The 24,853-nt window shown below is 66.8% G+C and carries 19 protein-coding genes; 7 read left to right on the top strand and 12 right to left on the bottom strand.

Annotation, left to right across the window (positions count from 1 at the left end; genetic code table 11):
* Positions 1 to 9 precede the first annotated feature (9 nt).
* The 6 genes from HKW67_RS11150 to HKW67_RS11130 all read right to left on the bottom strand — a co-directional run bounded on the left by HKW67_RS11150 (position 10) and on the right by HKW67_RS11130 (position 6,525).
* A complete protein-coding gene (locus HKW67_RS11150; protein WP_171225456.1) occupies positions 10 to 1,011 on the bottom strand; it encodes an ABC transporter ATP-binding protein in 1,002 nt (333 codons plus the stop codon).
* On the bottom strand, positions 1,008 to 2,054 hold the full coding sequence (locus tag HKW67_RS11145) for an ABC transporter ATP-binding protein (protein WP_230981002.1): 1,047 nt from the start codon (positions 2,052 to 2,054) through the stop codon (positions 1,008 to 1,010). The genes HKW67_RS11150 and HKW67_RS11145 overlap by 4 nt, the downstream gene beginning before the upstream one ends.
* On the bottom strand, positions 2,051 to 2,941 hold the full coding sequence (locus HKW67_RS22435) for an ABC transporter permease (RefSeq protein ID WP_230981001.1): 891 nt from the start codon (positions 2,939 to 2,941) through the stop codon (positions 2,051 to 2,053). The genes HKW67_RS11145 and HKW67_RS22435 overlap by 4 nt, the downstream gene beginning before the upstream one ends.
* On the bottom strand, positions 2,938 to 3,885 hold the full coding sequence (locus HKW67_RS11140) for an ABC transporter permease (protein ID WP_171225454.1): 948 nt from the start codon (positions 3,883 to 3,885) through the stop codon (positions 2,938 to 2,940). The genes HKW67_RS22435 and HKW67_RS11140 overlap by 4 nt, the downstream gene beginning before the upstream one ends.
* A 17-nt stretch (positions 3,886 to 3,902) precedes the next feature.
* Positions 3,903 to 5,573 (bottom strand): peptide ABC transporter substrate-binding protein, encoded by a 1,671-nt coding sequence (locus HKW67_RS11135; protein WP_171225453.1) that lies wholly within the window; start codon positions 5,571 to 5,573, stop codon positions 3,903 to 3,905.
* Between the two features lie 76 nt (positions 5,574 to 5,649).
* Entirely contained in the window at positions 5,650 to 6,525 is an 876-nt protein-coding gene (locus HKW67_RS11130) for a lipoate--protein ligase family protein (protein WP_171225452.1), read from the bottom strand.
* A gap of 90 nt (positions 6,526 to 6,615) precedes the next feature.
* On the opposite strand from HKW67_RS11130, the gene gcvP reads away from it, so the two are divergent.
* Complete coding sequence (gene gcvP, locus HKW67_RS11125) at positions 6,616 to 9,513, top strand: aminomethyl-transferring glycine dehydrogenase (RefSeq protein WP_171225451.1); 2,898 nt, start codon at positions 6,616 to 6,618, stop codon at positions 9,511 to 9,513.
* A gap of 715 nt (positions 9,514 to 10,228) precedes the next feature.
* Here the strand turns inward: gcvP and gcvH are convergent.
* From gcvH to HKW67_RS11110, 3 genes are all read right to left on the bottom strand, one after another.
* Positions 10,229 to 10,615, bottom strand: a complete 387-nt coding sequence (gene gcvH / locus HKW67_RS11120; protein WP_171225450.1) for a glycine cleavage system protein GcvH — start codon at positions 10,613 to 10,615, stop codon at positions 10,229 to 10,231.
* 28 nt (positions 10,616 to 10,643) lie between these two features.
* Positions 10,644 to 11,273 (bottom strand): dephospho-CoA kinase, encoded by a 630-nt coding sequence (coaE, locus tag HKW67_RS11115; RefSeq protein ID WP_171225449.1) that lies wholly within the window; start codon positions 11,271 to 11,273, stop codon positions 10,644 to 10,646.
* A 76-nt stretch (positions 11,274 to 11,349) separates the two neighbouring features.
* Positions 11,350 to 12,165, bottom strand: coding sequence for a helix-turn-helix domain-containing protein (locus tag HKW67_RS11110; protein WP_171225448.1), 816 nt, complete (start codon positions 12,163 to 12,165; stop codon positions 11,350 to 11,352).
* Between the two features lie 224 nt (positions 12,166 to 12,389).
* Here HKW67_RS11110 and HKW67_RS11105 point away from each other — a divergent pair, with 224 nt between their 5' ends.
* Positions 12,390 to 15,473 carry a PAS domain S-box protein gene (locus HKW67_RS11105; protein ID WP_171225447.1) on the top strand — a complete coding sequence of 1,028 codons (3,084 nt, stop codon included), beginning with the start codon at positions 12,390 to 12,392 and terminating at the stop codon, positions 15,471 to 15,473.
* Here the strand turns inward: HKW67_RS11105 and HKW67_RS11100 are convergent, their stop codons facing one another.
* Positions 15,474 to 16,085: a thymidine kinase gene (locus HKW67_RS11100; RefSeq protein ID WP_171225446.1), complete on the bottom strand. Its 612-nt coding sequence runs from the start codon at positions 16,083 to 16,085 to the stop codon at positions 15,474 to 15,476.
* A gap of 2 nt (positions 16,086 to 16,087) precedes the next feature.
* Positions 16,088 to 17,884: a DEAD/DEAH box helicase gene (locus HKW67_RS11095; protein WP_171225445.1), complete on the bottom strand. Its 1,797-nt coding sequence runs from the start codon at positions 17,882 to 17,884 to the stop codon at positions 16,088 to 16,090.
* Between the two features lie 309 nt (positions 17,885 to 18,193).
* Here HKW67_RS11095 and HKW67_RS11090 point away from each other — a divergent pair, with 309 nt between their 5' ends.
* A complete protein-coding gene (locus HKW67_RS11090; protein WP_171225444.1) occupies positions 18,194 to 19,387 on the top strand; it encodes a pyridoxal phosphate-dependent aminotransferase in 1,194 nt (397 codons plus the stop codon).
* A 48-nt stretch (positions 19,388 to 19,435) separates the two neighbouring features.
* Positions 19,436 to 19,714: an Lrp/AsnC family transcriptional regulator gene (locus HKW67_RS11085; protein WP_171225443.1), complete on the top strand. Its 279-nt coding sequence runs from the start codon at positions 19,436 to 19,438 to the stop codon at positions 19,712 to 19,714.
* A gap of 12 nt (positions 19,715 to 19,726) precedes the next feature.
* Here the strand turns inward: HKW67_RS11085 and HKW67_RS11080 are convergent, their stop codons facing one another.
* Positions 19,727 to 20,710, bottom strand: coding sequence for a hypothetical protein (locus tag HKW67_RS11080; protein WP_171225442.1), 984 nt, complete (start codon positions 20,708 to 20,710; stop codon positions 19,727 to 19,729).
* A 103-nt stretch (positions 20,711 to 20,813) separates the two neighbouring features.
* Between HKW67_RS11080 and HKW67_RS11075 the strand changes: the two genes are divergently transcribed.
* The 3 genes from HKW67_RS11075 to HKW67_RS11065 all read left to right on the top strand — a co-directional run bounded on the left by HKW67_RS11075 (position 20,814) and on the right by HKW67_RS11065 (position 24,836).
* On the top strand, positions 20,814 to 21,842 hold the full coding sequence (locus tag HKW67_RS11075; protein WP_171225441.1) for a hypothetical protein: 1,029 nt from the start codon (positions 20,814 to 20,816) through the stop codon (positions 21,840 to 21,842).
* Between the two features lie 19 nt (positions 21,843 to 21,861).
* Positions 21,862 to 23,847, top strand: coding sequence for an ATP-binding protein (locus HKW67_RS11070; RefSeq protein WP_171225440.1), 1,986 nt, complete (start codon positions 21,862 to 21,864; stop codon positions 23,845 to 23,847).
* A 71-nt stretch (positions 23,848 to 23,918) separates the two neighbouring features.
* Positions 23,919 to 24,836 (top strand): hypothetical protein, encoded by a 918-nt coding sequence (locus HKW67_RS11065; RefSeq protein WP_171225439.1) that lies wholly within the window; start codon positions 23,919 to 23,921, stop codon positions 24,834 to 24,836.
* The last annotated feature ends 17 nt before the right edge of the window (positions 24,837 to 24,853 follow it).

The raw sequence follows: 24,853 nt of genomic DNA, 5'->3' as shown, positions 1-24,853 counted from the left end.
CGCGTGGGATCAAAGGTGAAGAAGCGGCTGCTTGATGCAGGCCACGAAATGTCCGGGAGACTTCTCTTCGAGCGGAGGGACCACGCGCGTGCACTCCGCATCTTTGAGCGGATTCGGACAGCGCGGATGAAACACACAGCCGCTGGGCGGATTCGCCGGCGACGGCGGATCCCCGGGCAAGAGAATGCGCTGGCGCTTGGCCAGCGGGTCGGGCACCGGCACGGCCGACAGCAGCGCCTGCGTGTATGGCATCAGCGGCGTGCTGAAGATCGTGCGACGCGGCGCCAACTCTACGATGCGGCCGAGATACATCACGGCGACGCGATCCGCCATGTGCGCGACGACCGCGAGATCGTGCGCGATGAAGAGGTAGGAGAGGCCGCGCTCGCGCTGCAGGTCGCGCAGCAGATTCACCACTTGTGCCTGCACGCTCACGTCGAGCGCGGAGACGGGCTCGTCGCATACGATGAACGATGGCTCTACGGCCAGCGCGCGTGCGATGCCGATGCGCTGTCGCTGACCGCCGGAGAATTCGTGCGGATAGCGCGCAGCATACTCCGGGCGCAGGCCAACTTCATCGAGCAACGTGGCGACGCGACGGTCGGCCGCACTGCCTTCGGCCAGCCCGTGGACGATCAAGCCTTCCTTGATTGCGGCGCCCACGGTCATGCGCGGATTGAGCGAGCCGTAGGGATCCTGAAAAATGATCTGCATACGTCGTCGCATACGGCGCAGCGTTTCGCCGCGCAGGGCCAGCACATCGGTCCCATCGAAACGCACTTCACCCGACGTCGGCTCCACGAGGCGCAGGATCGAGCGGCCGGTGGTCGTCTTGCCGCATCCCGACTCACCCACGAGCGCGAGCGTCTCGCCGGCGTGTACGTCGAACGAGACGCCGTCCACCGCTTTCACGGCGCCGGTCACGCGCTGTAGCAGGCCTGTGCGAATGGGGAAATGCTTGGTGAGGTTGCGCACCTCGAGCAGCGGCGTGGTGCTCGGCGTGGTGCTCATGTGCGTACGACCTCGTGACGTGTGGCGCGTCGTGCGGGCTCTTCGATCAGATGGCAGCGCGCCCGATGGGCCGATCCCACCTGCAACAGGGCCGGCTCCTCCGTCGCGCAGCGCTCGAACGCGTACGGGCACCGGTCGCGAAACGTGCAGCCGCTGGGCAGCGCGGTCGGCGGCGGCACCGATCCGGCAATCGTCTGCAGGCGTTCTTCTTCCTGCCCCAGCTTCGGAATCGCCGCCAGCAGTCCCTCGGTGTACGGATGGCTGGGCGCCGAAAACAGATCTTCCACGTTCGCCTCTTCGACGACACGGCCGGCATACATCACGATCACGCGCGACGCCATTTCGGCGACGACGCCCAAATCATGTGTGATCAGCAGCAGGGCCATGCCCGTCCGTGCGCGCAGATCGCGCAGCAGTTCGAGAATCTGCGCCTGAATGGTGACGTCGAGGGCCGTCGTCGGTTCGTCGGCGATGACGAGCTTCGGCGACATGATGAGCGCCATCGCGATCATCACACGCTGTCGCATGCCGCCGGAGAGTTCGTGCGGATACTGCTTGGCCCGTGCGGCCGCATCGGCGATGCCAACCTGCGCGAGCATGTCCACCGTGCGCGACCACGTCTCCTGCCGGGAAAGTCTCGTGTGCACGCGCAGCACTTCGGCGATCTGATCGCCGACAGTGAGCACGGGATTGAGCGCCGTCATCGGCTCCTGAAAAATCATGGCCATGTGCTGACCACGAATCGCCCGCAGCCGCTCGTCGTCGAGCGTCAGCATGTCACCGCCGTCGAACATGATCCGGCTTCCCGACTCGATGCGGCCCGGCGGAGGCACCAGGCGGAGCAGCGACAGCGCCGTCAGCGACTTCCCACATCCGGATTCACCGACCAGGCAGACCGTTTCGCCGCGGGCGACCGTGAACGAAACGCCGTCCACGGCGCGCGCTACGCTGTTGCCCGCCGGAAAGGCGATCTGCAGCGCATGGACATCGAGCAGCGGACGATCGGGCGCGGTGGTCGAGTCGCGTGTGGCAGAAATCGTCACGGGCGCACGGTGCGAGAAGAGGAGAAGGCGGGCGGCGACGCAACGCCGGCCAAGCGGGCAGGCGCGGCGTCGAGACTCGGAACGTGATTCGGTGCGAACCGCTCGCGCAAGGCGTCGCCAAGCGCATTGCAGGCGAGAACAGCGAAGACGGTGGCCAGTCCGGGGAACAGGGTCAGCCACCATTCGCTCTCTACGACCCCGGCACCATCGCGAAGAATCGTTCCCCAGCTGGCTTGCGGCGCCTGAATGCCGAGGCCGAGATAGCTGAGACCCGCTTCCAGCGCGATCGTCCCCGCCACACCGAAACTGGCATTGATCACGAGCGTCGGCAGCAGATGGGGCAACAGGTGCCGCCAAAGGAGACGGGGGCCGCGAACCCCGACCGCGCGCGCGGCGACAGCGAACTCGCGTCCGTCCAGCGCGCGCAACTCATCGGTGACGAGGCGCGCGGTGTCGAACCATCCGGTGAGGCCGATCAGCAGCACGAGCGCCGGAAACGAGAGCGCGCCCCAGAGCGCGCCGACGGCCAGCAGCACCAGAAGGCGCGGAATGGACAACGCCACATCCAACAGACGTCGCATCGTGGTGTCGATGACGCCACCGGCCAAGGTGGACACGGCGCCATACAACGTTCCGACGACGAGTGACAACAACACCGAGAGAACGGCGAGCGCGAGCGAGACCCGGCCCCCGTCGAGCACGCGACTGAGCACATCGCGACTCACCGCATCGGTGCCGAAGGGATGTGCCACCGACGGGGCCTGGCTGCGCAAGGCGATGATATCGAGCTGGGCGTTCGGAGCGTACGGCGACAACAGCGGACCGGCCGCCACGACCAGCACCAGCAGAACGATCAGCACGACGGCTGGTGAAAGTCGACGCTTCACTGGCTGCGCAACCGTGGGTCGGCGATATCCCGTGCGATGTCGGCCAGCGCCGCGCCGAATGTCGTGACGGCGCTACCCAGAATCACGCCGGCCGACACGACCTGATAGTCGCGCGCTTCGATCGCGCGGATCATGGCGAAGCCCATGCCTGGCCAGGAGAACACGCGCTCGACAAACACGGCGCCGGTAATCAGCGCTGGCAGCATCAGGCCGGTGACGGTGATGACGGGCAAGAGCGCGTTGCGCCACGCCTGCCGACGGACGCCTGCTTCAGTAAGTCCTTTCGCCCGCGCCGTGCGCACGAAGGCCTGTGTCATGCTCTCCTGCATCGCGTCGCGTTGATAGCGCGCGAAGACCGACACGCCAACCAGGGAGAGTGAGACCAACGGCAACACCAGATGGCTCAACCGATCGCAAAGCTTGTCGAACGGACTCATGTAATCGTATGTCTCGCTGGTGATCCCCGTGGCGGGAAGCCAGCCGAGGTGATACGAGAACACGACGAGCAGCACGAGCGCCAGCCAGAACTCGGGCAGAGAATAGAGGACCAGCAAGGCGGTCGACGTGGTGCGATCGCGCCGAGAGCCTGCCCGCGCCCCCTGCCAGGCACCGATCAGCATGCCGCCGATCAGACTCACGCTCAGGGCGCATCCCATGAGGAAGAGCGATCGCGGCAGCGCATCGCCCAGCACGGCGGCAACCGGTCGATGCTGATCTCGTGAAAATCCGAGATCACCGCGCAAGAATGACGAGAGCCATCGGCCGTACTGCGTGGCCAGTGACTCGTCGAGCCCCCATTGGGCGCGGAGCGCCGCACGCACCTCGGGCGAAACGCCTTCGCCGAGTGCGGTGGCGGCATCGCCAGGCGCGAGATGGAGCAGCACGAAGGCCAGCGTGGCCGCCGTGAAGACGACGGCCACGCTCTGCAACAGGCGCAGGACCACGCGTCGGGCGATCGTGGTCAGGGAGGCGTCCCCAACCCGATGCGATCGCGATCGATGCGCTGCGCCGGATCGACGCGCCAGTCGGCGAGACCGACGAACCATCCATCGGCGCGCAACGGCTTCGTGATGAATCGACGATGGATCGCGACCGGCGAGCGCTGTTCGTACAACCAGACCGCCGGCACGTCATCGTCGATCTGCTGGAAGGCCCGCGCCCAATACCGGCGGCTCGCCGTCGGATCGAAGGTCGTGAGCGCGCTGTCGAGCAGGGCGTCGAACACGGGACTGTCATAACGGCCGGCGTTGGAGCTACCGCGCGACGCCCACGTTTGTGTCAATCCAACCAGCCCGGGGCTTGGCTGCCACCCGCCGAGATAGGCGTCGAAGGCGTGGCTGTCGACGGCGTCGCTCCACGCGTTGTTCTCGAGTACCTGCGGCGTCGCCTTCACGCCGATCGCCCGGTACTGCTCCTGCAGCAGCACCGCATACCGTTGCCGTGACGTACTACTGCTGGGGATGAGAATGCCGAAGGCGAGCGGCACGCCATTGCGATCGCGCACGCCGTCGTTGTCGCTGTCGCGCCACCCCGCCGAGTCGAGCAACGCGCGCGCCGCGGCGACGTCGTAGGGTAGCTGTTTGAAGGCGGCCGTATCGGGGATCAGCGCGCGCGGAGCCGGTGCAAGCGCGACCATCCCCAGCGAATCGAACACGTTGCGGACGAGTCGCTCGCGGTCGACAGCCATGTGCAAGGCGCGCCGCACGCGCAGATCGCCGAACAGGGGGTTTGGGCGCGCCTGGTCCTTGCTGTCTCGGAGATTGAAACCCAGATAGCCGTAGCTCAGCGTGCGGTTGTCGATCAGGCGCAACGATGGGGTGCGCGCGACCTGCGCCAGATTCTCGGGGCGGAGTTGCTCGAGGAAATCGGCTTCCCCGGCGAACAGCTTGACGGTCGACGCCCCGAAGTCGGGCGCGATGCTCCAGATTACGCGGTCCAGCTTAGCCCGGCCGCGTCTGTTGGCCGTGTCAGCGATGATCTCGATGCGCTGCCCGGGCTCCCAACGCGCGAAGCGGAAGCGTCCCGTGCCAACCGGATTACGGCCGAACGGCGCGCTCTCGAGCTTGGCCATGGGGATGGTGTCGAGCAGGTGCGCTGGCAACACATACATGTGGTACGTCGCGTCGTAGAACTGCCGCGGCATACGTCGCTTGAACCAGAAGACGGCGGTGCGTGGGTCGCGCACCGACACCGAATCGATGTTATCCAGCAACGACTTCTGTTCGAGCACGAGCGAGTCGCTGGTGTACACGCGAAACGTGTAGCGCACGTCGTCGGCGGTGACCGGCTGCCCGTCGTGCCACCGCGCCAGCGAATCGAGCGTGAACGCGATCGAGAGCGAGTCGGTCGACCACGTCCACGAACTCGCCAGGCGCTTCTGAAATCCTTGGTCGCCGTACGTTTCCAGTCCGTCACCGATTTCCGCGAGTCGATCGAAGATCACCCCGACGATCGCCGCGCCTTGCGTTCCCGACATCAACGGCGGGAAGAGCGTGGACGGTTCAGCCGGCACCGTCACGATCAAGGTGCCGCCGGTATCGCCGTCGGCCTTGGGAGGCGGGCCTTCGCCGGGACAGGCCACCAGCGAAAACGAGAGCAGACCAGCCAGCCAACGGGTTTTCGAGAGGCGCATGTGAGTCGGTGTTCCGTGAAGGACAGGTCGGGCGATCCGTGTGGCGATCACATCAGGGTACGATGCCCGACGCTCACTATCGGCGCCAGAGCCAGTCGTCATTGCCAAGGATGGCGCGATGGGACGCCACCCGTTGCGGAAAGTCAGGAGGCGGCACGAACGGGACGACCCGCGTGCACAGAAGTGGTGCCGCCCCCGCCGCGAGCGACGCGGCAAGGGCGTCTACGACGAGGTCCCACCGCGCCTGCGCCGGCGCACAGGCGTCCAGCGACGCCGCCGGTGGCGGCGGTGGCAGCGGCACGTCCGCCGCGTCGGCCAGCTGGGCCTGATCGTCCGCCAGCAGAATGCTGCCGTGCTGCAGATACGCGCCGCCTTGTCGCCAGACCGCACTGCCCACGAGCTTCCGGCCGTGCACCGTGATCTCTCCGGCGGCCGGTCGGTCGAAGCAGACCGGCCCATCCGGCGCGACCGCCGCCGCGTCCTGGTCGGCGACCAATTGTGCTGGCACGCCGAGTGACTGGAGGGCGCGAAGGAGGACCTGGTTCACCGCGGCGTACGCCACTCGCCACGACTGCTGTTCGTCGAGCGGCATGGCCACACTGTACGTCACTTCGCGAGCGTGCAGGAGCGCGCGACCACCGGTCGGGCGACGGACGGCGCAGAGTCCGACGTCGCGCAGGCGCTGCGCCGAAAATGTGCCCTGGGTGCGCTCATTCCTGCCGAACGAAACAGTCGGCTTTTCCCACGCGTAGCAGCGCCATACCGCACATGCCGACTCGCTGGCGAGGTCCAGTAGCGCCGAGTCGATGGCCATGTTCGTGACGCCGTCCGAGGCGGGAGAGCGCAGAAAGCCCCATTGCCGTGGCATCACGTCTGGCGACGCGCTGGCGGCGGCCAGTCCGGACTGCGCTGTCTCGGTGGCGATCGAGGGAACGACTCGGGAAATGCTCACGTCGGTTAAATTTATGATGTCACGGGCGAAACGCGCCTTTGTGGCCCCCAACGATTTCACGACGCTTACGCGGGCTTGGCCCGTTTGAGGATGGTCATGGGTACGCGCACCATCTCGCCCGCGCCGGTCGCGGTCGATTCGTTCATTCCGCGCCATATCGGTCCGAGTGCCGCCGAACAGCAGGCGATGCTCGCCGCGCTCGGTTACGACTCCCTTGAAGCATTCATCGACGCCGTCGTGCCGGAAAGCATCCGCTTTCGCGGCACGCTCAACACCGGACCCGAGCGCAGCGAAGCCGAGGTTCTGGGGTCGTTGAAGGAGATGGCGTCGCGCAACGCGGTGTACCGCTCGTTCATCGGCATGGGCTACTACGGTACGCACACGCCGAATGTGATTCTGCGCAACGTCATGGAGAATCCGGCGTGGTATACGGCCTACACGCCGTATCAGGCCGAGATCGCGCAGGGACGTCTGGAAGCGCTGCTCAATTATCAGACGATGGTGATCGACCTCACGGGTCTCGAGATCGCCAATGCGTCGCTGCTCGACGAAGGCACCGCCGCTGCGGAAGCGATGGCGCTCTGCTTTGGATCGCGTGGCAGTGCCACGCGCAACGTCTTCCTGATCGGCAGTGACTGTCATCCGCAGACGATCGCGGTGGTCGAGGCGCGCGCGTCGGCCCGTGGCATCGTGGTGCAAGTGGGAGATCCGCGCACCTTCGCGTTCGATGACACGGTGTTCGGCGCGCTCCTGCAGTATCCGGGCACCGATGGCGCGGTCGTCGATTACCGTGGCCTCTGCGAGACGGCCCACACCGCCGGCGCGCTGGTCACCGTCGCGAGCGACCTGCTGGCGTTGTGTCTGCTGGCACCGCCGGGCGAGTGGGGTGCCGACATTGTGGTCGGCAACACGCAGCGCTTCGGCGTGCCGATGGGATACGGCGGACCGCACGCGGCGTTCTTCGCCACGCGTGATGAATTCAAGCGCCTGCTGCCGGGCCGTATCATCGGACTCTCGCGCGATACGGAAGGCAAGCCCGCGCTGCGCATGGCGCTGCAGACGCGCGAACAGCACATCCGTCGCGAGAAGGCCACCAGCAATGTCTGCACGGCGCAGGTGCTGTTGTCGGTGATGGCCGGCATGTACGCCGTGTATCACGGGCCCGCGGGCCTCGTGCAGATCGCCGAGCGCGTGCACCGCAATGCGGTCACGCTGGCCGCTGGTTTCGAGCGTCTCGGCTTCGCGATCACGCACGAGCATTTCTTCGACACCGTTCGCGTGGAAGTCGGCGCGCACGGGCAGGAAGACATTCTGGCGGCCGCGACGGCGCATCGGATGAATCTGCGTGTACTCGAGCCGGGCACGATCACGGTTGCGCTCGACGAGACCACGACGCAGCAGGATATCGCCGATCTGTGGACGGTGTTCAACAACAACGCGACCGTCGACTTTTCGTACGCCGAGGTCGCCGCCGGCGTAGATGCGCGCTACGACGAGCGTTTCCGCCGTGTCTCGCCGTTCCTCACGCATCCCACGTTCCATCGCTATCACAGCGAGACGGAGATGCTGCGCTACATGTACGCGTTGCAGGCGCGCGATTTCTCGCTCGTACACGGGATGATCCCGCTGGGCTCGTGCACGATGAAGCTGAACGCGACGGCCGAGATGATTCCGGTGACGTGGCCCGAATTCGGTCAGCTGCATCCCTTCGCGCCGACCGAGCAGGCGCAAGGCTATGCGCAGATGTTCGACGAACTCGAGCGCGACCTCGCGGACGTCACGGGCTTTGCGGGTGTATCGTTGCAGCCGAACGCCGGCTCGCAGGGTGAGTATGCCGGTCTGCTGGTGATTCGCGCGTACCACCAGTCGCGTAGCGATGCCCATCGCACGGTCTGTCTGATCCCGCAGTCGGCGCACGGGACGAATCCCGCGAGCGCAGTGATGGCGGGCTTCTCGGTGGTCGTCGTGAAGACGGACACCGACGGCAACATCGATGTGGACGACCTGCGCGAGAAAGCCGAGCAGCACGCCGCCAACCTGGGTGCGTTGATGGTGACCTATCCGAGCACGCACGGCGTGTTCGAGGCGCGCATCAAGGAGATCACGGCGATCATTCACGAGCATGGCGGCCAGGTGTACATGGACGGTGCCAACATGAACGCGATGGTCGGCGTGTCGCGTCCCGGTGATCTCGGGGCCGACGTGTGCCACCTCAATCTGCACAAGACGTTCTGCATTCCGCACGGCGGTGGTGGACCGGGCATGGGCCCGATCGGCGTGGCGTCACAACTCGTGCCGTTCCTTCCGACGCATCCGGTGATCTCCACCGGTGGCACGCACGCGATCGGTCCGATCTCGGCCGCGCCGTGGGGTAGCGCGAGCATCCTGCCGATTTCGTACGTGTACATCAAGCTGATGGGCGGCGAAGGCCTCGCGACGGCGACGAAGGTCGCGATCCTCAACGCGAACTACGTGGCGAAGCAGCTGGAAGCGCACTATCCGGTGCTCTATCGCGGCCAGAATGGTCTGGTGGCGCATGAGTGCATTCTCGACACGCGCGGCGTGAAGAGCGCGTCGGGTGTGGAAGCGGAAGACATCGCGAAGCGTCTCATGGACTATGGCTTCCATGCACCGACGTTGTCTTTCCCCGTGGCCGGCACGCTGATGGTGGAGCCCACGGAAAGCGAGTCGAAGGCGGAGCTCGACCGCTTTATCGAAGCGATGATCGGTATTCGCGAGGAGATCGCGGCGGTCGAGCGCGGCGAGTCGGATCGTGAGAACAACGTGCTCAAGCGCGCGCCGCACACGGCCGCGCATGTGACCAGCGACGAGTGGGATCGCCCGTATACGCGTCAGCAGGCGGCGTATCCGACGCAGTTCACGCGCGAGCGGAAGTTCTGGCCGTACGTCGGTCGCGTCGAAAGCGCGTTCGGGGATCGCAACTTGGTGTGCGCGTGTCCGCCGATCGAGTCGTACGCGACGTCGTGAGTTTTGAGTGATGAGTAGGTGAGAACGGCGTGACTGCTTCGGTGGTCACGCCGTTCTTGGCTGTCGGCTGTGGGCTGTGGGCTGTGGGCTTTGCTGGGCTGGAGCTGGTGTGCGGCGAGCCGCGGCTCCGGGCGCGGGTCATCCCCTTCGCGGCCTTGCTGTGGCGGCGAACGCTGGTACGCCGCGCAGCGTTCGTGCGCCCGCCACAGAGGGCCGCTCACGGGACGCCCGGCCCGGCAGCCGCTCGCCTCGGCGTGGCGACGGGGCAGGGCACGGCACGGAACGGCTCCGTGCGCCGCGCACGGTACGGTGTGACGACCGAAAAGCTCGCGACGGGATCTCCCATCCCCTGGTGTGACGACGTCGCGCGGCGGATGGGGAGTGGCACCCGCGCACCACGGGCGATTGGGGGCTCATCGCGGTCTGGGGCGTGGATGTTGCCGGTCCCGTGGAATTGCTCAGCCTCCGTGAAGGGCGCTGGTGCCGCGCTGCTTCCCTCAAGCCCCGCGAGGGGCGTGGGTCCACTGAGCGGCCCTCTGTGGCGGGCGCGCCGACCGCGCGCGGCGTGCCGACGTTCGCCGCCACAGCAAGGCCGCGAAGGGGATCCCACGGTCCGACCGGGGCGGTCGAACACACCCACCCCGCCGCAAGCACAAGCAAAGGGCCCCGAGCACACAGCCCGGGGCCCCGCGTATCACGAACCGTCCGAAAAGCCTTACTCGCCCACCACGCCCTTGTACTCGGTAGCCGAAAGCAGACCAGCGTCACCGCCGGCCGCGACGCGCACCTTGATCATCCAGCCGTCGCCGTAGGGGTCGGTGTTGATCAGCGCCGGCTCGCCGTCGAGGCGCCCGTTGATCTCGACCACTTCGCCGGCCACCGGCATGTACAGCTCGGACACGGCCTTCACCGCTTCCACGGTGCCGAAGACATCGTGCGATCCGTACGTCGCGCCGACCTTGGGCAGCTCGACATACACGATGTCGCCCAATTCACCCTGCGCGAAATCCGTGATCCCGATCGCGACGATCGCGGCATCGGCCGTGGTGCGAATGTATTCGTGTTCCTTGGTGTAGCGCAGATCGGCGGGGATGTTCGACACGAGGACTCCAGATGGGGAAAAAGAACGGTCAGAGTGAAGTATCCGCAGAGGAGCCGCGGAGGGGAAGCGCCTGAATCGTCTGCCAGAGCTCGGCGACAAGGGTGGGAAGCTGCTCTCGCGGACCGTCGTTGTCGATGATCCACGTCGCGCCCGACCGTTTGCGCGAGGACGACCACTGCGCGTCGATCATCGCCTGGGCCTCCTCGTGCAACAGCCCGCGGTCGCGCTGGAGCCGCGCCAAGCGCTCCGACTCGGGAGCGTCGACCAGAATGACACCATCGAACGCGTGCTCGAGGCCGACTTCGAAGAGCAGGGGGATGTCGGAAATCACCACCGCGTCGCCGCGTCGCCTGGCCGCCGCCACCTGCTCGTCGCGCAGTCGGCCTACTGCGGGATGCACGATGGCGTTGAGCGCATCGCGCGCGACCGGGTCCCGGAACACGCGGCGGCGCAGCGCCGGCCGATCGAGGGTGCCATCCGGTTGCACGGCCGACGGTCCGAAGCGTTCGACGATGGCGTCGAGAGCCGCGGTGCCCGGACGCACGGCGTCCCGGGCCAGCAGATCGGCGTCGATGATGGTTGCCCCGTGCGCCGCCAGCAGCGACGCGACGGTACTCTTGCCGCTGGCAATATTTCCGGTGAGCGCGAGGTGAAGCATGCGGAAACTTACCACCAACGCCAAAGGGCTCCGGCATTGCCGGAGCCCTTTGGTTCGTCGGTCGCTGCGAGCGGAGCTACGCCGCCGCGCTGTCGTGCATGTCGTCTTCCGATTCCGAGATTTCGCGCCGCTTCTCACGGTTCACGAGCAACTCCTGAATCACCCAGCTCGCACCGCCGCGCAATCGGATCTGGTGCGGTGTGCAGCCGAGATAGCGCTGGCAGGTGTTGCGGAATGCGCTGCCCGACGGGAAGTCGAGGGCACTGGCTACGCCGTCGGCGCTGCGCGACCCGTCTTCCAACATGCTGGCGGCCACGATCAGCCGGCCCCACGTGAGCAGCTGGTGGGGTGGCGGCAGCTCCGCCCCTTCCAGACGCTTCGAGAGCAATCGCCGCGACACCGCGATGAGGCGCGCGAGGCTGTCCGGCGTCAGGCGCTCGTGCGCCCGGGTCACCGACAGCATCACCGCGTCGCGTACCACGCTGCGCAGTCCGGCGAGATGTGGCTTGAGCAGACTCGAGACACTGCGCGCTTCGGCCTGATCCAGAAGCGCCGCGAGCATCTGCGGCGTATCTGTTTCCTCGGCGACCACGAGCACATCGATACCGCAACGACCGGCGTCGAACATGTCCTTGGCTCGCTCACGCGTCATGTCCACGTAGGCCACCAGGGCCGCTCGCGGTACACGAACGCGCAGCTGGCGCACCCGCTCGAAATCCGCGCGGCCGTCGACATACAAATCGAAGACCACCACGTTGATTGGCCCGCGCTCGCAAGCGCGGGTCAGAGACGTCCAGTCCTCGCAAGGCACGAAGCGATAACGGTCCCGCGCGGCGGTACGCAGCCGTGCGAGTCGGGGCTCGTGTGCGAGGAGCGTCGCGATTACACCCATGCGACGATCCGTTCGGGGAAAAGGGGACTTGACACTGACATCAGCCCAAAGACGCGGCGGGCTGGTCAATGGTCACTATCCGTCACACGATTGCCCCGTTGTCCACTAACGGACGCCCCTTCTCCCTTACACATTTCCCGTCTTCGCCACCGGCGCCGCCGCCCGAGATGGCTCAAATAGTCCGCGTTCGCCTCGTGCCCCCAAGCCCTCCCGATTCCCCCGCGTTGCTCCGGTCGGCCGCGATGGTCCTGCGTGATGTCCTGTTCGTGACGGACGAGCAGGGGCGAATTCTCGGCGCGAACGCGGCCGCGGGCAGCTTGATCGGCTTCCCGCCCGACGCGCTCACGGGACAGCGGCTGGAGCAGTGCGCCAAGCACGTGGGCGACGGCGCGTTCTCGGCGTGGCTCGCGGAATCCCGCGTAGACGCCGTGGCGTCACCGTTCGAGTTCTCGGTCGGAAACGATGCGCGCGAACGCGTCTGGGAGGCACTCCGGATCTCCGGAACGGACGCTGACGGGACGCCCTTCCTGACGGTGCAGCTTCGCGATGTGACGGCGCGGGCGCTTGCGGCGCGCGAGGCGGGTCGCCGGGAATCGCGACTCCGGATGCTCACGGAGCACATGCACGAGATGGCGTTCGTCCTCCGCATCGAAGCGCCCGGGGTGTACCGCTGCGAGTCTGTGAACGAGACCTATCTCGCGGCCGCTGGGCTCGACGCTGAGCAGCTGGTCGGGCGCATCCCGGAGGAGGTCTTCCCGCCGGCGGAAGCGGCGCTCATGCGTTCGCGCTGCGAGGAAGTGCTCGCCATCGGGGGGCCAATCTCCTACCGCGAGGTGGTGACGCTCGATGGACGCCGTCTCGTGCTCGAAACGCGCCTGAGTGCGATCCGCGATGCCGACGGCACTGCGACCCATCTGCTGGGGCTCGCGCGCAACGTCACCGAGGAAGCGGAGGCATCACAGGCGTTGCGCGAATCGGAGAGTCGACTTCGCGGCGTTATCGAGGCAGGACTCGACGCCTTCGTCATTGCTCGCGCCCACCGCACCGGCGACGGCACGATCGATCGCTTCGAGATTCTCGATGTGAACGCCCGGGCCGCCAGCATGGTGAAGCGTTCGCGTGAAGAGCTCCTCGGTCATTCGCTGATGGAGATGTTCCCGAACAGCCGTGACTGGAATCTGTGGGAACAGTGCTGCTCGGTCCTCATCACCGGCGCGCCGTTGGAAACGACGCAGCACGCACCAACGGCCGAGCAGCCGCTCCGCTGGCTGCAACGTCAGCTCGTACCCGTGCTCGAGGACACCGTCGCGATCGCCTCGCGTGACATTACGCCGCGGCAACTCGAGCGCCTCGCGCTCGAGGAGAGCGAAGCGAGACATCGCGAGCTTTTCGAGAACAATGGTGCGGTACAGCTGCTCGCCGACATCGAGACGGCCCGCATCGTCGACGTGAATCCGGCCGCCGTAACGTTCTATGGCTGGCCGCGTGACACGATGCGGGCGATGTACGTGACGGACCTCGAAGCGGTCGCCCTCGAGCACTGGCGCGACACCACCTCGACCATCGCTACGGGAACCGGGCTGCGCGTGCAGCGTGAGCATCGCGTCGCCAATCGTGAGCTGCGTCAGGTCGAGGCGTTCATCGGCGTGGTCGCGATCGCGGGGCGTCGCGTGTTGCACATCATCATTCAGGACATCACCGATCGTGTGCGCGTCGAACGACAGCTGCGCGAGTCGGAAGCGCGCTTCCGCGCTGTTATTGCCGGCATGCAGGAAGGTGTCGTGGTACACGACGAAACGGGCGCGATTCGCGCCTACAACCCCAGTGCCGAGCGCATTCTGGGATTGACGGGCGCACAACTGCTGGGACTCAAGCTGGTGGATCGCGAGTGGAGCGCGTTGCGTGAAGACGGTACGCCGTGGCCTCCCGAGACACATCCCGCCATCGTCGCCCTACAGACCGGCCAGAGCCAGGCGCGGTCACTGATGGGCGTGCAGCGGGGCGATGGTACGTTTGGTTGGCTGAACGTCACGGCCGATCCGCTCGTCCGCTCGGGCGAGCAACGCCCTTATGCCTCCGTGGCCGTCTTTACTGACGTCACCAACGCCAGAAGCTCCGAAGATCGCCTGCGTCAGGCGCAGAAGCTCGAAGCCGTTGGCCAGCTGGCGGGTGGTATCGCCCACGACTTCAACAATTTGCTCACGGTGATTCGCGGTTCGACCGGGTTCCTGCGAGAGGGGTTTGGACCGACGTCGCCCTACGCCGAGGATCTCGACGCGATCGAGCGCGCCACGGAGCGCGCCGAAGAGCTTACGCGTCGACTGCTCGCGGTTGGACGTCGCCAGATGCTGCGGGCGGAGTCGGTGGAGCTCAATCAGCTGCTCCGCGATCAGCTCCCGGTCATTCGCGAAGAAGTCCCACTATCGATTCACGTGCGGCTCGACGTCGGCGACGCGCCGGTCACTGCGGTCGTCGACCGCACGCGACTCCTCGACGCGCTACGTACGCTGGTGGACAATGCACGCGCGTCGATGATCGCCAAGGCGGAGAGCGGAACGCTGTCACTGGCGACGGCGATCGTACTGATGCGGCATCCGCAGGCCGCGGCCGGCGACGACCCGCGCCCGTTCGCGCTGCTCTCGGTCTCCGATACGGGCACCGGCATGCGTGACGAATTGAAGGCCCGGCTCTTCGAGCCGTTCTTCTCGACCCAGGAATTCGGCGCGAACAAGGGAATGGGACTGGCCTCTGTGCACGGCCTCGTGCACCAGAGTCGCGGCTTCATCGAATGCGAGTCGGCGGCCGGCGAGGGGACAACGCTCCGCTTGTACTTTCCGGCGGCATCGGTACCCGAGCCGCGCGTCACGCCGTTGTCGTCGCCCCGCGTACTGCCTCGCGACACGTCGGAGACGATACCGATCGCGGTCCCCGCCGCGCGCAGCATCCTGCTCGTGGACGACGATCCGATGCTGCTCGACCTCGGTCGGCGAATGCTGGAAAAACTGGGGCACGCGGTCGTGGTGGCACCGTCTGCGCAGCATGCGCTCGAAGTCCTGGCCTCGCACGCCGCCGACGTCTCGGTGATGGTCACCGATTTGACGATGCCGGGCATGAACGGTATCGAGCTGATCGAGACCGTGGCCGTCCGGTATCCGCTCCTGCCGATGGTGGCGGTCAGCGGCTACAGCATCAATCCGGGAGCGCGAGCGGCGATCGACGCGCGACGTGTGCCCTTCGTGAGCAAGCCATTCACCAGCGGTCAGCTCGCCGACGCGATGTCCCTGGCCCGCGCGCGCGCGGCCAACTGACTACAGCAGCTGCTGCTGTCCTTCGTTCGGACGTGGCACGATGTGACAGGCGCGGCAGCGCGCTTCGTACGAATCGGCCGCGCCCACCATGATCGTGGGTGAGTCATACGGCGCGGGCTTGCCGCCGATGAGTCGTTGATTGCGACTGGCCGGCGATCCGCACAGCACGCAGATCGCGTGCAGCTTGTCGACCATTTCCGCGACCGCCATGAGCTGCGGCATCGGCCCGAACGGCTCACCGCGGAAGTCGCTGTCGATGCCGGCGAGAATGACCCGCCGGCCACGGTCGGCCAGACTCGACGCCACCTGCACGATCCCGGCATCGAGGAACTGCGCCTCGTCGATGGCGATCACCTGTGCCATCGGGTCGAGACGCAGCAGAATCTGCGACGACGAGTCGACGGGAATCGCCTCGAAGGTCCGCCGGTCGTGGCTGGAGACATTCCACAGGCCGGCGTACCGGTCGTCGAGGTGCGACTTGAACACCTGCACGCGCTTGCGGGCGATCGTCGCCCGCCGCACGCGCCGCAACAGCTCCTCGGTCTTGCCGCTGAACATCGAGCCAGCGACGACCTCCATCCACCCGCCAGAGACCTGAAAGCTGCCGCTCATGATCAGCTCTCGACGCTCCCGTCGGGTTTCCCTTCAGGATTCGCGTCGGTGTTCGGACGCGGCTTCCGACTCGCATTCTGCATGCGCGCCCCACGCTCCGACCACTCCTCCCGACCTTCCGCGCGCTCACGCACGGGACGGTCGCCGAAGGCGCGACGCTCTTCGTCGGCACGCGGTGGACGGTCATTGCCACCACGCGGCGGGCCGCCGCGGCCTTCCGGACGCGGACCACGGTCACCACCGAACGACGGGCGGGCCGGCCGGTCGCCGCCAAAGGACGGACGGGCAGGCCGCTCCCCCCGATCATTGCCACGATCGTTGCCGCGAGGCGGACGATCACCGGCGTCGCGACGCGGCGGGCCGAACGTGCGCTCGCTGCGAGGACTACTACGCGGGCCACGATCGCCACCGCGATCGCCACCGCGCGGCGCTTCACCACTGCGCTCGTCGATGCGTGCGCTGAGACGACGGCCGCGGAGCGAGACGGAACCCAGCGCCTGGACGACCTTGGCGGCATCGTCGGCATTGAGTTCGACGATCGCGTGCGATTCGAACAGTTCGACCTGACCGATTCGGTCGCCCGGGATGCCCGCTTCGTTCGCAACGGCGCCGACGATGTCTCCAACGCGCACGCCATCGCGCTTGCCGGCGGCGAGGAACACGCGCTGCTTGCCGTCAGCGGCCGGCGCGTCCGGCTTGTGACCGGCGGCCAGCGGAGTACGCACCGGTCCGGCGATCGTGGCCTTGGTGCGCGCCGTGACCAGGTCGCGACGGGCCCCTTCGTACAACCGCAGGGCCGCGGCGGCGATCTCGAGCGAGTCATGCGTTTCCAGCAACGGCGCAAGCAACGCCATTTCGCTGGCCGACGTACCGCCGGAATTCGAGAGCGTCGTGCGCAGTGCCGCGCGCAACGCCTGCACGCGGCTTTCCGCGTTCGCCTTGCGGGCGGCCGGCGTCCAGGCTTCGGCCAGACCGGCCGTCATGCGACGGAAGGCCGCGAGTTCGTCGGCCATCAGCAGGGCCACCGCATCGACCGGTCGCGCGGCGAGCGCGTCGACCAGCGCGTCGTACGACACCGGCGACTCCCAGAGCACGACCAGTGCGACGTGCTGCGACGTGGCCTGGCGCACGACCTGCACGTTGAGCCCATCGACCACCATGCCGATGCGCGTGATGGCTGCATGCGCCTCGCGCTGTCCGGCTTCCGTCGTGGCGACCACTACGACCGAGGGCGGATCGACTTCATCGAGAATCGCGCGCAACGCATCGGCACGCCCCGAGGCCGACGTGATTACGAAGCTCGGCGTCATCGCCAGCGGCGTGTCACCGGCCAACATCGGCGTGAGACGACGCGCCCGGCGCATCTGTGCTTCGAGGAAGGCGTCGATCTCGTCCGACTCGCTGTCGATGGTGCCGACGCGCATCATCTCGTCGGGCGAATCGCCAAGCAGCGCCTGCAACGTGTCGCCCATCTTGTCGGCGAGGATCTCGTCGAGACTGAACACCACGAGTACCTGCAGTTGCTGCAGGTCGATGGCGGCTTCCTTGCGAAGCGCGAGCAGGTCGGCGGCCGTGCCGGTGACTACCGCGACGGGACCGGCGGCCAACACGCGACGGGCACGGGTGGCGGACGTCACGGGCACAACCCGTAGATTCTCGTCAGCCAGCAGCGAGCGTGCCTGCTCGGCGGCGCTCAGCGCCTGCTCGACGGTAGGGGTGATCACCAGGCAGGCCGGTGCGGCCACGCCCTGCATGCGTCGGCTGCGTTCGATCCCCGGACGCATAGCGGCAGTCATCATCCGCAGATCTGCGGGTCCCTGCAGCACAACGTGCTGGCTCCGCGTCGCCCCTGGCGACGTCTCTTCCCGTTCTTGCTCGCCCACGCCCCACCCCATCGATTGTCGGTCAGCCTGGCCGCCCAACGGCCAGTGATTGTCGCGCCCCTATGGCGCACACCTGCGTAGCACACCGCACCCGCGTAGCGCACCTCTGACGGTCGCGCTTAATTGCTTCATGTCCAGCATCTGAAAATAGCCAATTCCGGCCCTGAACTGCAGGGGGGCCGGCAAGTTTGCCCTGGGCATCCACCTCCGTTCCGCGCCTCGATCATGTCTCTGGTCTTCCAGCCGTCCGCCAACATCGCCCGACTCAAGGAATCTGCGACGCTGGCGGTGGCCGCCAAGGCAAGAGCGCTCAAGGCTGCCGGTCACGCGATCATCGACCTTGGCGCCGGCGAGCCGGACTTCGATACCCCGGCCTTTATCCGTGAGGCGGCCGAGGCGGCCGTCGAAGCGGGGGCGACCCGCTACACCGCCACCGAAGGCATTCTGCCGCTTCGTGAAGCGATCGCTGCCGACGCCAACCGTCTACTCGCGCATGGCGCGCAGATCACGGCGGCGGAAATCGTAGTGTCCAACGGGTCCAAGCAGTCGCTCTACAACGCGTGCGTTTGCTGCTTTGGCCCCGGTGATGAGGTGCTGATTCCCACGCCAGCGTGGACGAGCTACTTCGAAATGGTCGAGTTGGCGCGCGCGGTATCGGTTCCGGTATACGGCGACGAAGCCAACGACCTCAAGGTGACGTCCGCCCAGCTAGCCGCCGCCGCGACGCCGCGAACGAAGGGGCTCATGCTCAATTCGCCGAGCAACCCCACCGGTGCGGTGTACACGCGCGACGAGCTCACGGCGATTCTCGACCTTGCGGCCGAGAAGGGATGGTGGGTGCTCGCCGACGAGATCTATCTGCGCATTGCGTACGAGGGCGGTGCACAGTCGGCGCTCGAAGTCGCGAAGACGCGCGACAACCTGATCGTGATCAACGGCGTCGCGAAAGCCTACGCGATGACGGGATGGCGGATCGGCTGGACGATCGCGCCGGTAGCGGTCTCGAAGGCGATGACGGCGTTTCAGTCGCACACGACGTCGAACGCGGCGGCCGTGTCGCAACATGCCGCGCTCGCGGCCCTCGAGCGGCAGTCGGAGGCGAATGCTGCCGTGAACTACATGGTCAAGGAGTTCCGTCAGCGCCGTGATGCGGTGGTGGCGGCGCTGGCAAAGTTTCCGACGATCCGGTACGTGCATCCGGCCGGCGCGTTCTACGTGTACATCAACGTTGCCGGGTTCCGCGGTGCCGCCGATGCCGGTGCGGCATTCGCGGCGGCCGTGCTCGAGGAACACCAAGTGGCGGTCGTACCGGGCAGCGCGTTTCTCACGCCCGACTGGATCCGCGCGAGCTACGCCACGACGGAGTCAGTGGCCGTCGAAGGCGTGACGCGCATCGCCCGCTGCCTCACTGGCACCTGAGGCAGCGCGTTCGCGCGCGCCGACTACTTCACGCTTTTCGAGGCGATCATGATCACGACCATCGTGCTGGTGCAGGCTGATCCGAAAACCATCCCCGCGTGTGCGACGGCGCTGGCGGGCATCGAAGGCGTGAGCGAGGTCTACTCGGTGTCAGGCGCATGGGACCTCGTGGCGATCGTGCGCGTACCCGATCTCGAACGCATCGCGACCGTGGTGACCGAGGAGTTTGCCAAAGTGCCCGGGATCATCCGGACGCAGACGCTCACGGCCTTTCGCGCCTACAGCCGCAACGATCTCGAGCAGGCGTGGGACATCGGAGTCGAGTAGGCGACTCCGATGTCAGGCGTGGCAGCGCTGCCGCTCGTTGCGCAGTAGCTCACGCCACGCCTCCGCTTCGTACCGGAGCACGATGGTATAGAGCGGCGCACCCTTGATCTTGAGACCGAAGAAGAGCTCCGACTTACCGTCATCGTCCACGTCGATGTGGTCGAGATAGCGATAGCGCGGCGGTGACAGCTTGTTGCCGAGGGTCGTGTAGGTAAACGTCGGCTTGTAGCCGTACACGCCCTTGTCTAGCACGACCACCAGGTGGCGAGGGCGCGCGCCCATCTGGCGAACGCTGTCGGCCACGACTTCGGGGTCGTCGTACACCACGACGATCGTGGGACGCGGGCCATTGCCGGTTTCGGCGACGAACACCTCGCGCTTGTAGCGCGGCAGCATCGACATCGAAATGCCAGCCGCCGGCGCGATCAGGGTGGGAATGGCGTCGATCGCCGTCTGCAGTTCTCCCGCCGACAACGACGTGACCGCTTTCAGGGGCGGTCGCTTCCCACTGGTGAAGAACTCGACGCCATCGGGGATCGATGCCAGCGCGCCAGGGAGAATGAGCGAGCAGCCGCGGATCGTGTCGAGCGGCGCCCCCTCCCACATGCCGCGGGTGGAGCTGACCGGCGCCAGCGGCCGACCACCGCGATACGGCGTGAGTGACTTGCCCGCGTTGAGATAATCGATATCGAACGAGCGCCAGCCGCGATCGCTCATGGTGAGCAGGCGGAATCCCTGCGGTCCCATCGTGGCCAGCGGCACGATGCGCGGACCGGTGCTGTCACGCGTCACGCGGAACAGCACTTCAGGATGCGGAGCGAGGAGTGTGCTGTCGCCCTGCCAGACCGGATCGCCTTGGTCGGCCTTGAGCGCATTCTTGACTCGCTCCGTGGTGTCGCAGGCGGCGGACAGCAGCGCGAGCGCGAGGGGCAGCGCACGAAGGGCCACGCCGCGGAGTCGCGGGGTGACGATGGCAGAAGGTCGGGAGAGTCTCACCCTCTGAGTTTCGTGGACCGGGGCGCCGAAGTCCACCACCGGGGCCGTCGCGGACGCGCCGGGCTGATTGTCTGCGGGCGCCCGTCCCGCTAGCGTGCCCCTCGTGACTGACGAACGCCCACCGGCTGATGCCTCGCTCCGCGGCGCCCTCCGCTCCCTCCGCGCGCTGTTCGGCGACGGGGCGCTGCTGTCGGCCGGAAGTGGTCCGCCGCTCGAACGTATCGCCCTGCGCAGTGATCCCCCCTCCGTGGCGCCCTGTGTGCCGCTGGAGGGGCCCGGGGCGCGGCTGGTCGCGGTGCCGGCCGCGCCGTTGGTCGCCGGTTTTCTCGACGGGGTACAGCGAAGCCGTGTGGTGGGCTACGTCGCCGGATCGCCGTTGATCTATGCCTCGGTCGCGGCGGCGGTCCGCGAGCGCGTAGCGCGCCGACTGGAGACGTGGCGCGAACCCAGCGTGCGTCGCGCCCTGTTCGTGTCGCGCGGCAGGCTCGGCGAGACCGCGTGGAACCAACTGCGGGAAAGTGGGGTCCCCGTGGTGGATATCACCGCGGACATGACCGACGACGCGATCCCGGTGCATCCCTTTGCACTCCGCGCCCGCGCCCTCGATCTGGTGGCGCTGGAGCGGGAAGGGCTCGAACGGCGACTCGCCGCGGAATGGTGTCGCAGTGAATCGCGATGGCTCTGGATCGACGGCGGCATTTCCGGCAATCTGGCGGTGGACGAACGGGCAACGGCATTCGGCGTCGTGAAGTCGCATACGACGCTGTACGGTACCGCGGAACAGGTCGCGTCGGTGCTCGCGCTCGAAGAAGCGGCGCGTTCGCCGGCCTTCCTCGTCGGGCATCGTCCGCGCCGCGCGGTGGCGAGTTGGTATCTGCGACTGCGCACGGCCGCCGGTGGTGATCCGTTGCATGGACTGGTACGCGTGGAAGTGTCCCCGCCCGCCGATATGCTCGACCCCGAGCAGATCACCGACGAGGCGCGGGCGCGGCTCACGGCGCACTGCGACCGGATCTCCGCCGGCATCCTCGCCGAGCGGGCCCCGCTCTCGCTTCCCGATCCACGATGGGATACCCTCACCTACGGCATTCACGCCTGTGAGATGTATCTCGATGCGCTCGTGGGCCACTGACCTTCTTCGCCGTGACGCTGTGACCTCGCCTTCCGTAGTCCCCGCTGTTGTATCGCTTCCGCTCGGTCGTGTCGTGGCGACGGAGAAGAAACCCAATACGCCGCACGAGTTCCATTTCTGGACGGCCATCGACGCCCCGATCGGCATCGGTACGATTGTGCGCGTTGAAGGCAATACACCGGTGGAGAACGTGATTCCGCGCGTGTACGGTGTCGTGGTGGAAGGCTTCAGCTACAGCGACCTCCAGTCCCCGCTGCACGATGTGCTCGGGCACGATGGGCGGCCCCACGACGGACCGCTGTCGCACACCGATCGCACCGAGATCCGGCTGTACACGGCGTCGGTGTTGCGACACATCCCCGAGGAACCGTTGCAACCGGTGCCGCTCGGCGCGGTGTACCTCGCTGATGATGCCGACGTCGCCGTAGCCCTGCGCATGGACGGCTACATCACCGGTGAATCGTCGACGGGCATTCCGGTCGGCGTGTACCGGGCCGGCGGCATGCGGTCGCCGATCTTTCTCGACGCCGACTTTCTCGTGGGGCCGGAAGCGGCGCACCTGAACATCTCCGGCGTGTCCGGTCTCGCGACGAAGACCAGTGCGATCGAGTGGCTGTTGCAGTCGATCTTCGCGCATTTCCCGGCGCATCGCGGTACCGTGGCGGCGGTGTGCTTCAACGTGAAGGGTCCCGACCTCTGTTTCCTCGACCAGCCAGGAAAGCTCGAGCCGGCCGATCTCGAGATGTACGAGATGCTCGGTGTACCCCCGACGCCGTTTCAGGACGTGCGCTACTTCGCGCCGTTCACGGCCCGCGGCTTCGCCCTGAACACACTGCGCACGCATCCTGCCCTCGCCGACAGTGTGTCGCCGCTCACATGGGGACTCGGCGAAGTGCTGCAGTTCGCGGAAGTGTTGCTGAACAAGGACGACATCGACGCGAAGGCCGATGCGCTCATCGACTTCATTCGCGAGCGCGTCGTCGGCAAGGACTTCGAGGAGCCGGGTTTTTCGCGAACGCACCGCGTGCAGTCGTTCGCCGACCTGGACGCATGGTTCCGTGATGTGCTCCGCAAGCTCGAGGATTCGAACGGCGACACGTGGCGCACACACCACGCGGCGACCGTACGGAAAGTCCGGAACCGGCTGTCCAATCTGTCCACGCGCTGCGCGGGGTTGGTCACCGATGACGGCGCTGTGTCCGATCTGCCGTTCGGGAGCTTTGTGGATCGCGCGGTGTACGTGGTCGATGTCGCCAATGTGGAGGAAGACGCGCAGGACCTCGTCTTCGCCCGTGTGGTGTCCCGACTGCGTGAACAACTCGAGCGGCGGGAGCTTGGCGTCGATCATGTCATCGTCTTCGTCGATGAGCTGAACAAGTATGCGCCTCATGATGGTCCCGATACCTATGTCCGCAAAATGCTGCTCGATATCGCCGAACGTGGTCGGTATCTCGGTCTCGTGCTGTTCGGCGCACAGCAGTTTCGCTCGCAGGTGCATCGTCGCGTGACGGGGAATGCAGGCACGGCGCTCTATGGGCGCATGGATGGCGACGAGTTGGCCTCACCGGGGTATCAGGTGCTGAGTCCGGCGATCAAAGCGCGTATGGCCACCCTCGACAAGGGACAGCTCATGGTGCGTCATCCGCATTTCACACAGCCGGTGTTCGTGCGTTTTCCGCGCCCCTCGGTGATGTCCGGACGGGAGGGTGTGGAGCGGTTTCCGCAGGCACCCGAACCCTCGTTGGCGCAAGCCGTCACGCGCGAGCTGCGCCGTCTCGACGACACCATCGATCTTGGCTTCGTGCAGCAAACCATTCTGCTGTACGACGAACATGTCGTGCTGGCGGCGCGCAATGCGGTCGTGCGCACGCGCCCTGACGACGTGAAGCGCGCCTTCACCCGTGAACTGGCGCGTCGCGCGCGACCGACCGCCAGTGAAGTCGAAGCCGTGACACCGCGTCCCCGCGCGCTCCGCTCCTTCTCGCCCGACGAATACGGCGGATGACATCGCCGAGTGGAATCCGTGAGTGGCTGCTCACCCGGGCGTGCTGCGTGCGGACCGGTTCCTGCACGCTCATGCTCGCGGGTCTATTCGTGGCCACGCCGCAGCTGTCCGCGCAATCACTGCGGCCGGGTCCCGACGGGGTGACACTCATCGTGCGTCCGCGGGTGGGTGATCTGCTGCGTCTGCAGATGGAGCAGACCATCGAGATGAGCGGACGCCGTACGCAATCCTCGGTTCCGCCCGTGGGGTCAGGGACCGGTATCGACGGACGTCGCGCCGGCGGCACGCTGCCGCCCGCGTCGAAGTCACCGGATTACGGGCCGCGCCGTGCACGTGCGTCGCTTCGTGTGACCAAGCTGGTCATGTACGCCCACTCCTTGGTCGAGGCGAGTGATCTGACGTCCACGACCCTGCTGGCGACGACCGATTCGATGGCCATGTGGGCCGGGACCGCCGCCGAACAGGCACGTCCCGAGATGCTGCCACTTCCCGCCGATGGGCGGCAGGTGCGCGTGCGCGTCACTCCCGACGGGGCGATGCGGGTGAGCGATCCCCCACCGGGCGCTATGGAACTCGGCGCCACGCTGGCCTCGATGCCCGCTCTGCTGCCTGAGCACGCCGTGCAGGTCGGCGAGCGCTGGGTGCGCGATATCGTGCTGCCTTCGCTCCCCGTCAGTGGCTATCGCGCCGACGGCGTGGTGCGCACGCGCTTCCGCCTCGATTCCCTTACGCAGGGCGGGCGGAGTGCATGGATCTCGATGGAGGGTGAACTCCGTCGGGACGGCGCTGCCCGTGAACTGCCGGCCGGCACGCGGGTGGTCACCGCCGGGACCGTGCGCGGCACGATGGTCCTCGACCGCCTGCGCGCGTGGATCGTCGACGCCCGAACCGTCATCGACGTGCAGTCCGAAGTCACACCCGGCCCGGCCGAAGCCGCCCAGCCGATGTTGCTCGATCTGCGCATCGTCCAGCGCATTCGTATTCGCTGACCGGCGCCGGGCAGCCC

Source organism: Gemmatimonas groenlandica (assembly GCF_013004105.1).
Classification (GTDB): Bacteria; Gemmatimonadota; Gemmatimonadetes; order Gemmatimonadales; family Gemmatimonadaceae; genus Gemmatimonas; species Gemmatimonas groenlandica.
Note: the sequence above shows the minus strand (reverse complement) of the source record. Positions and strands in the feature narration are given on the sequence as shown.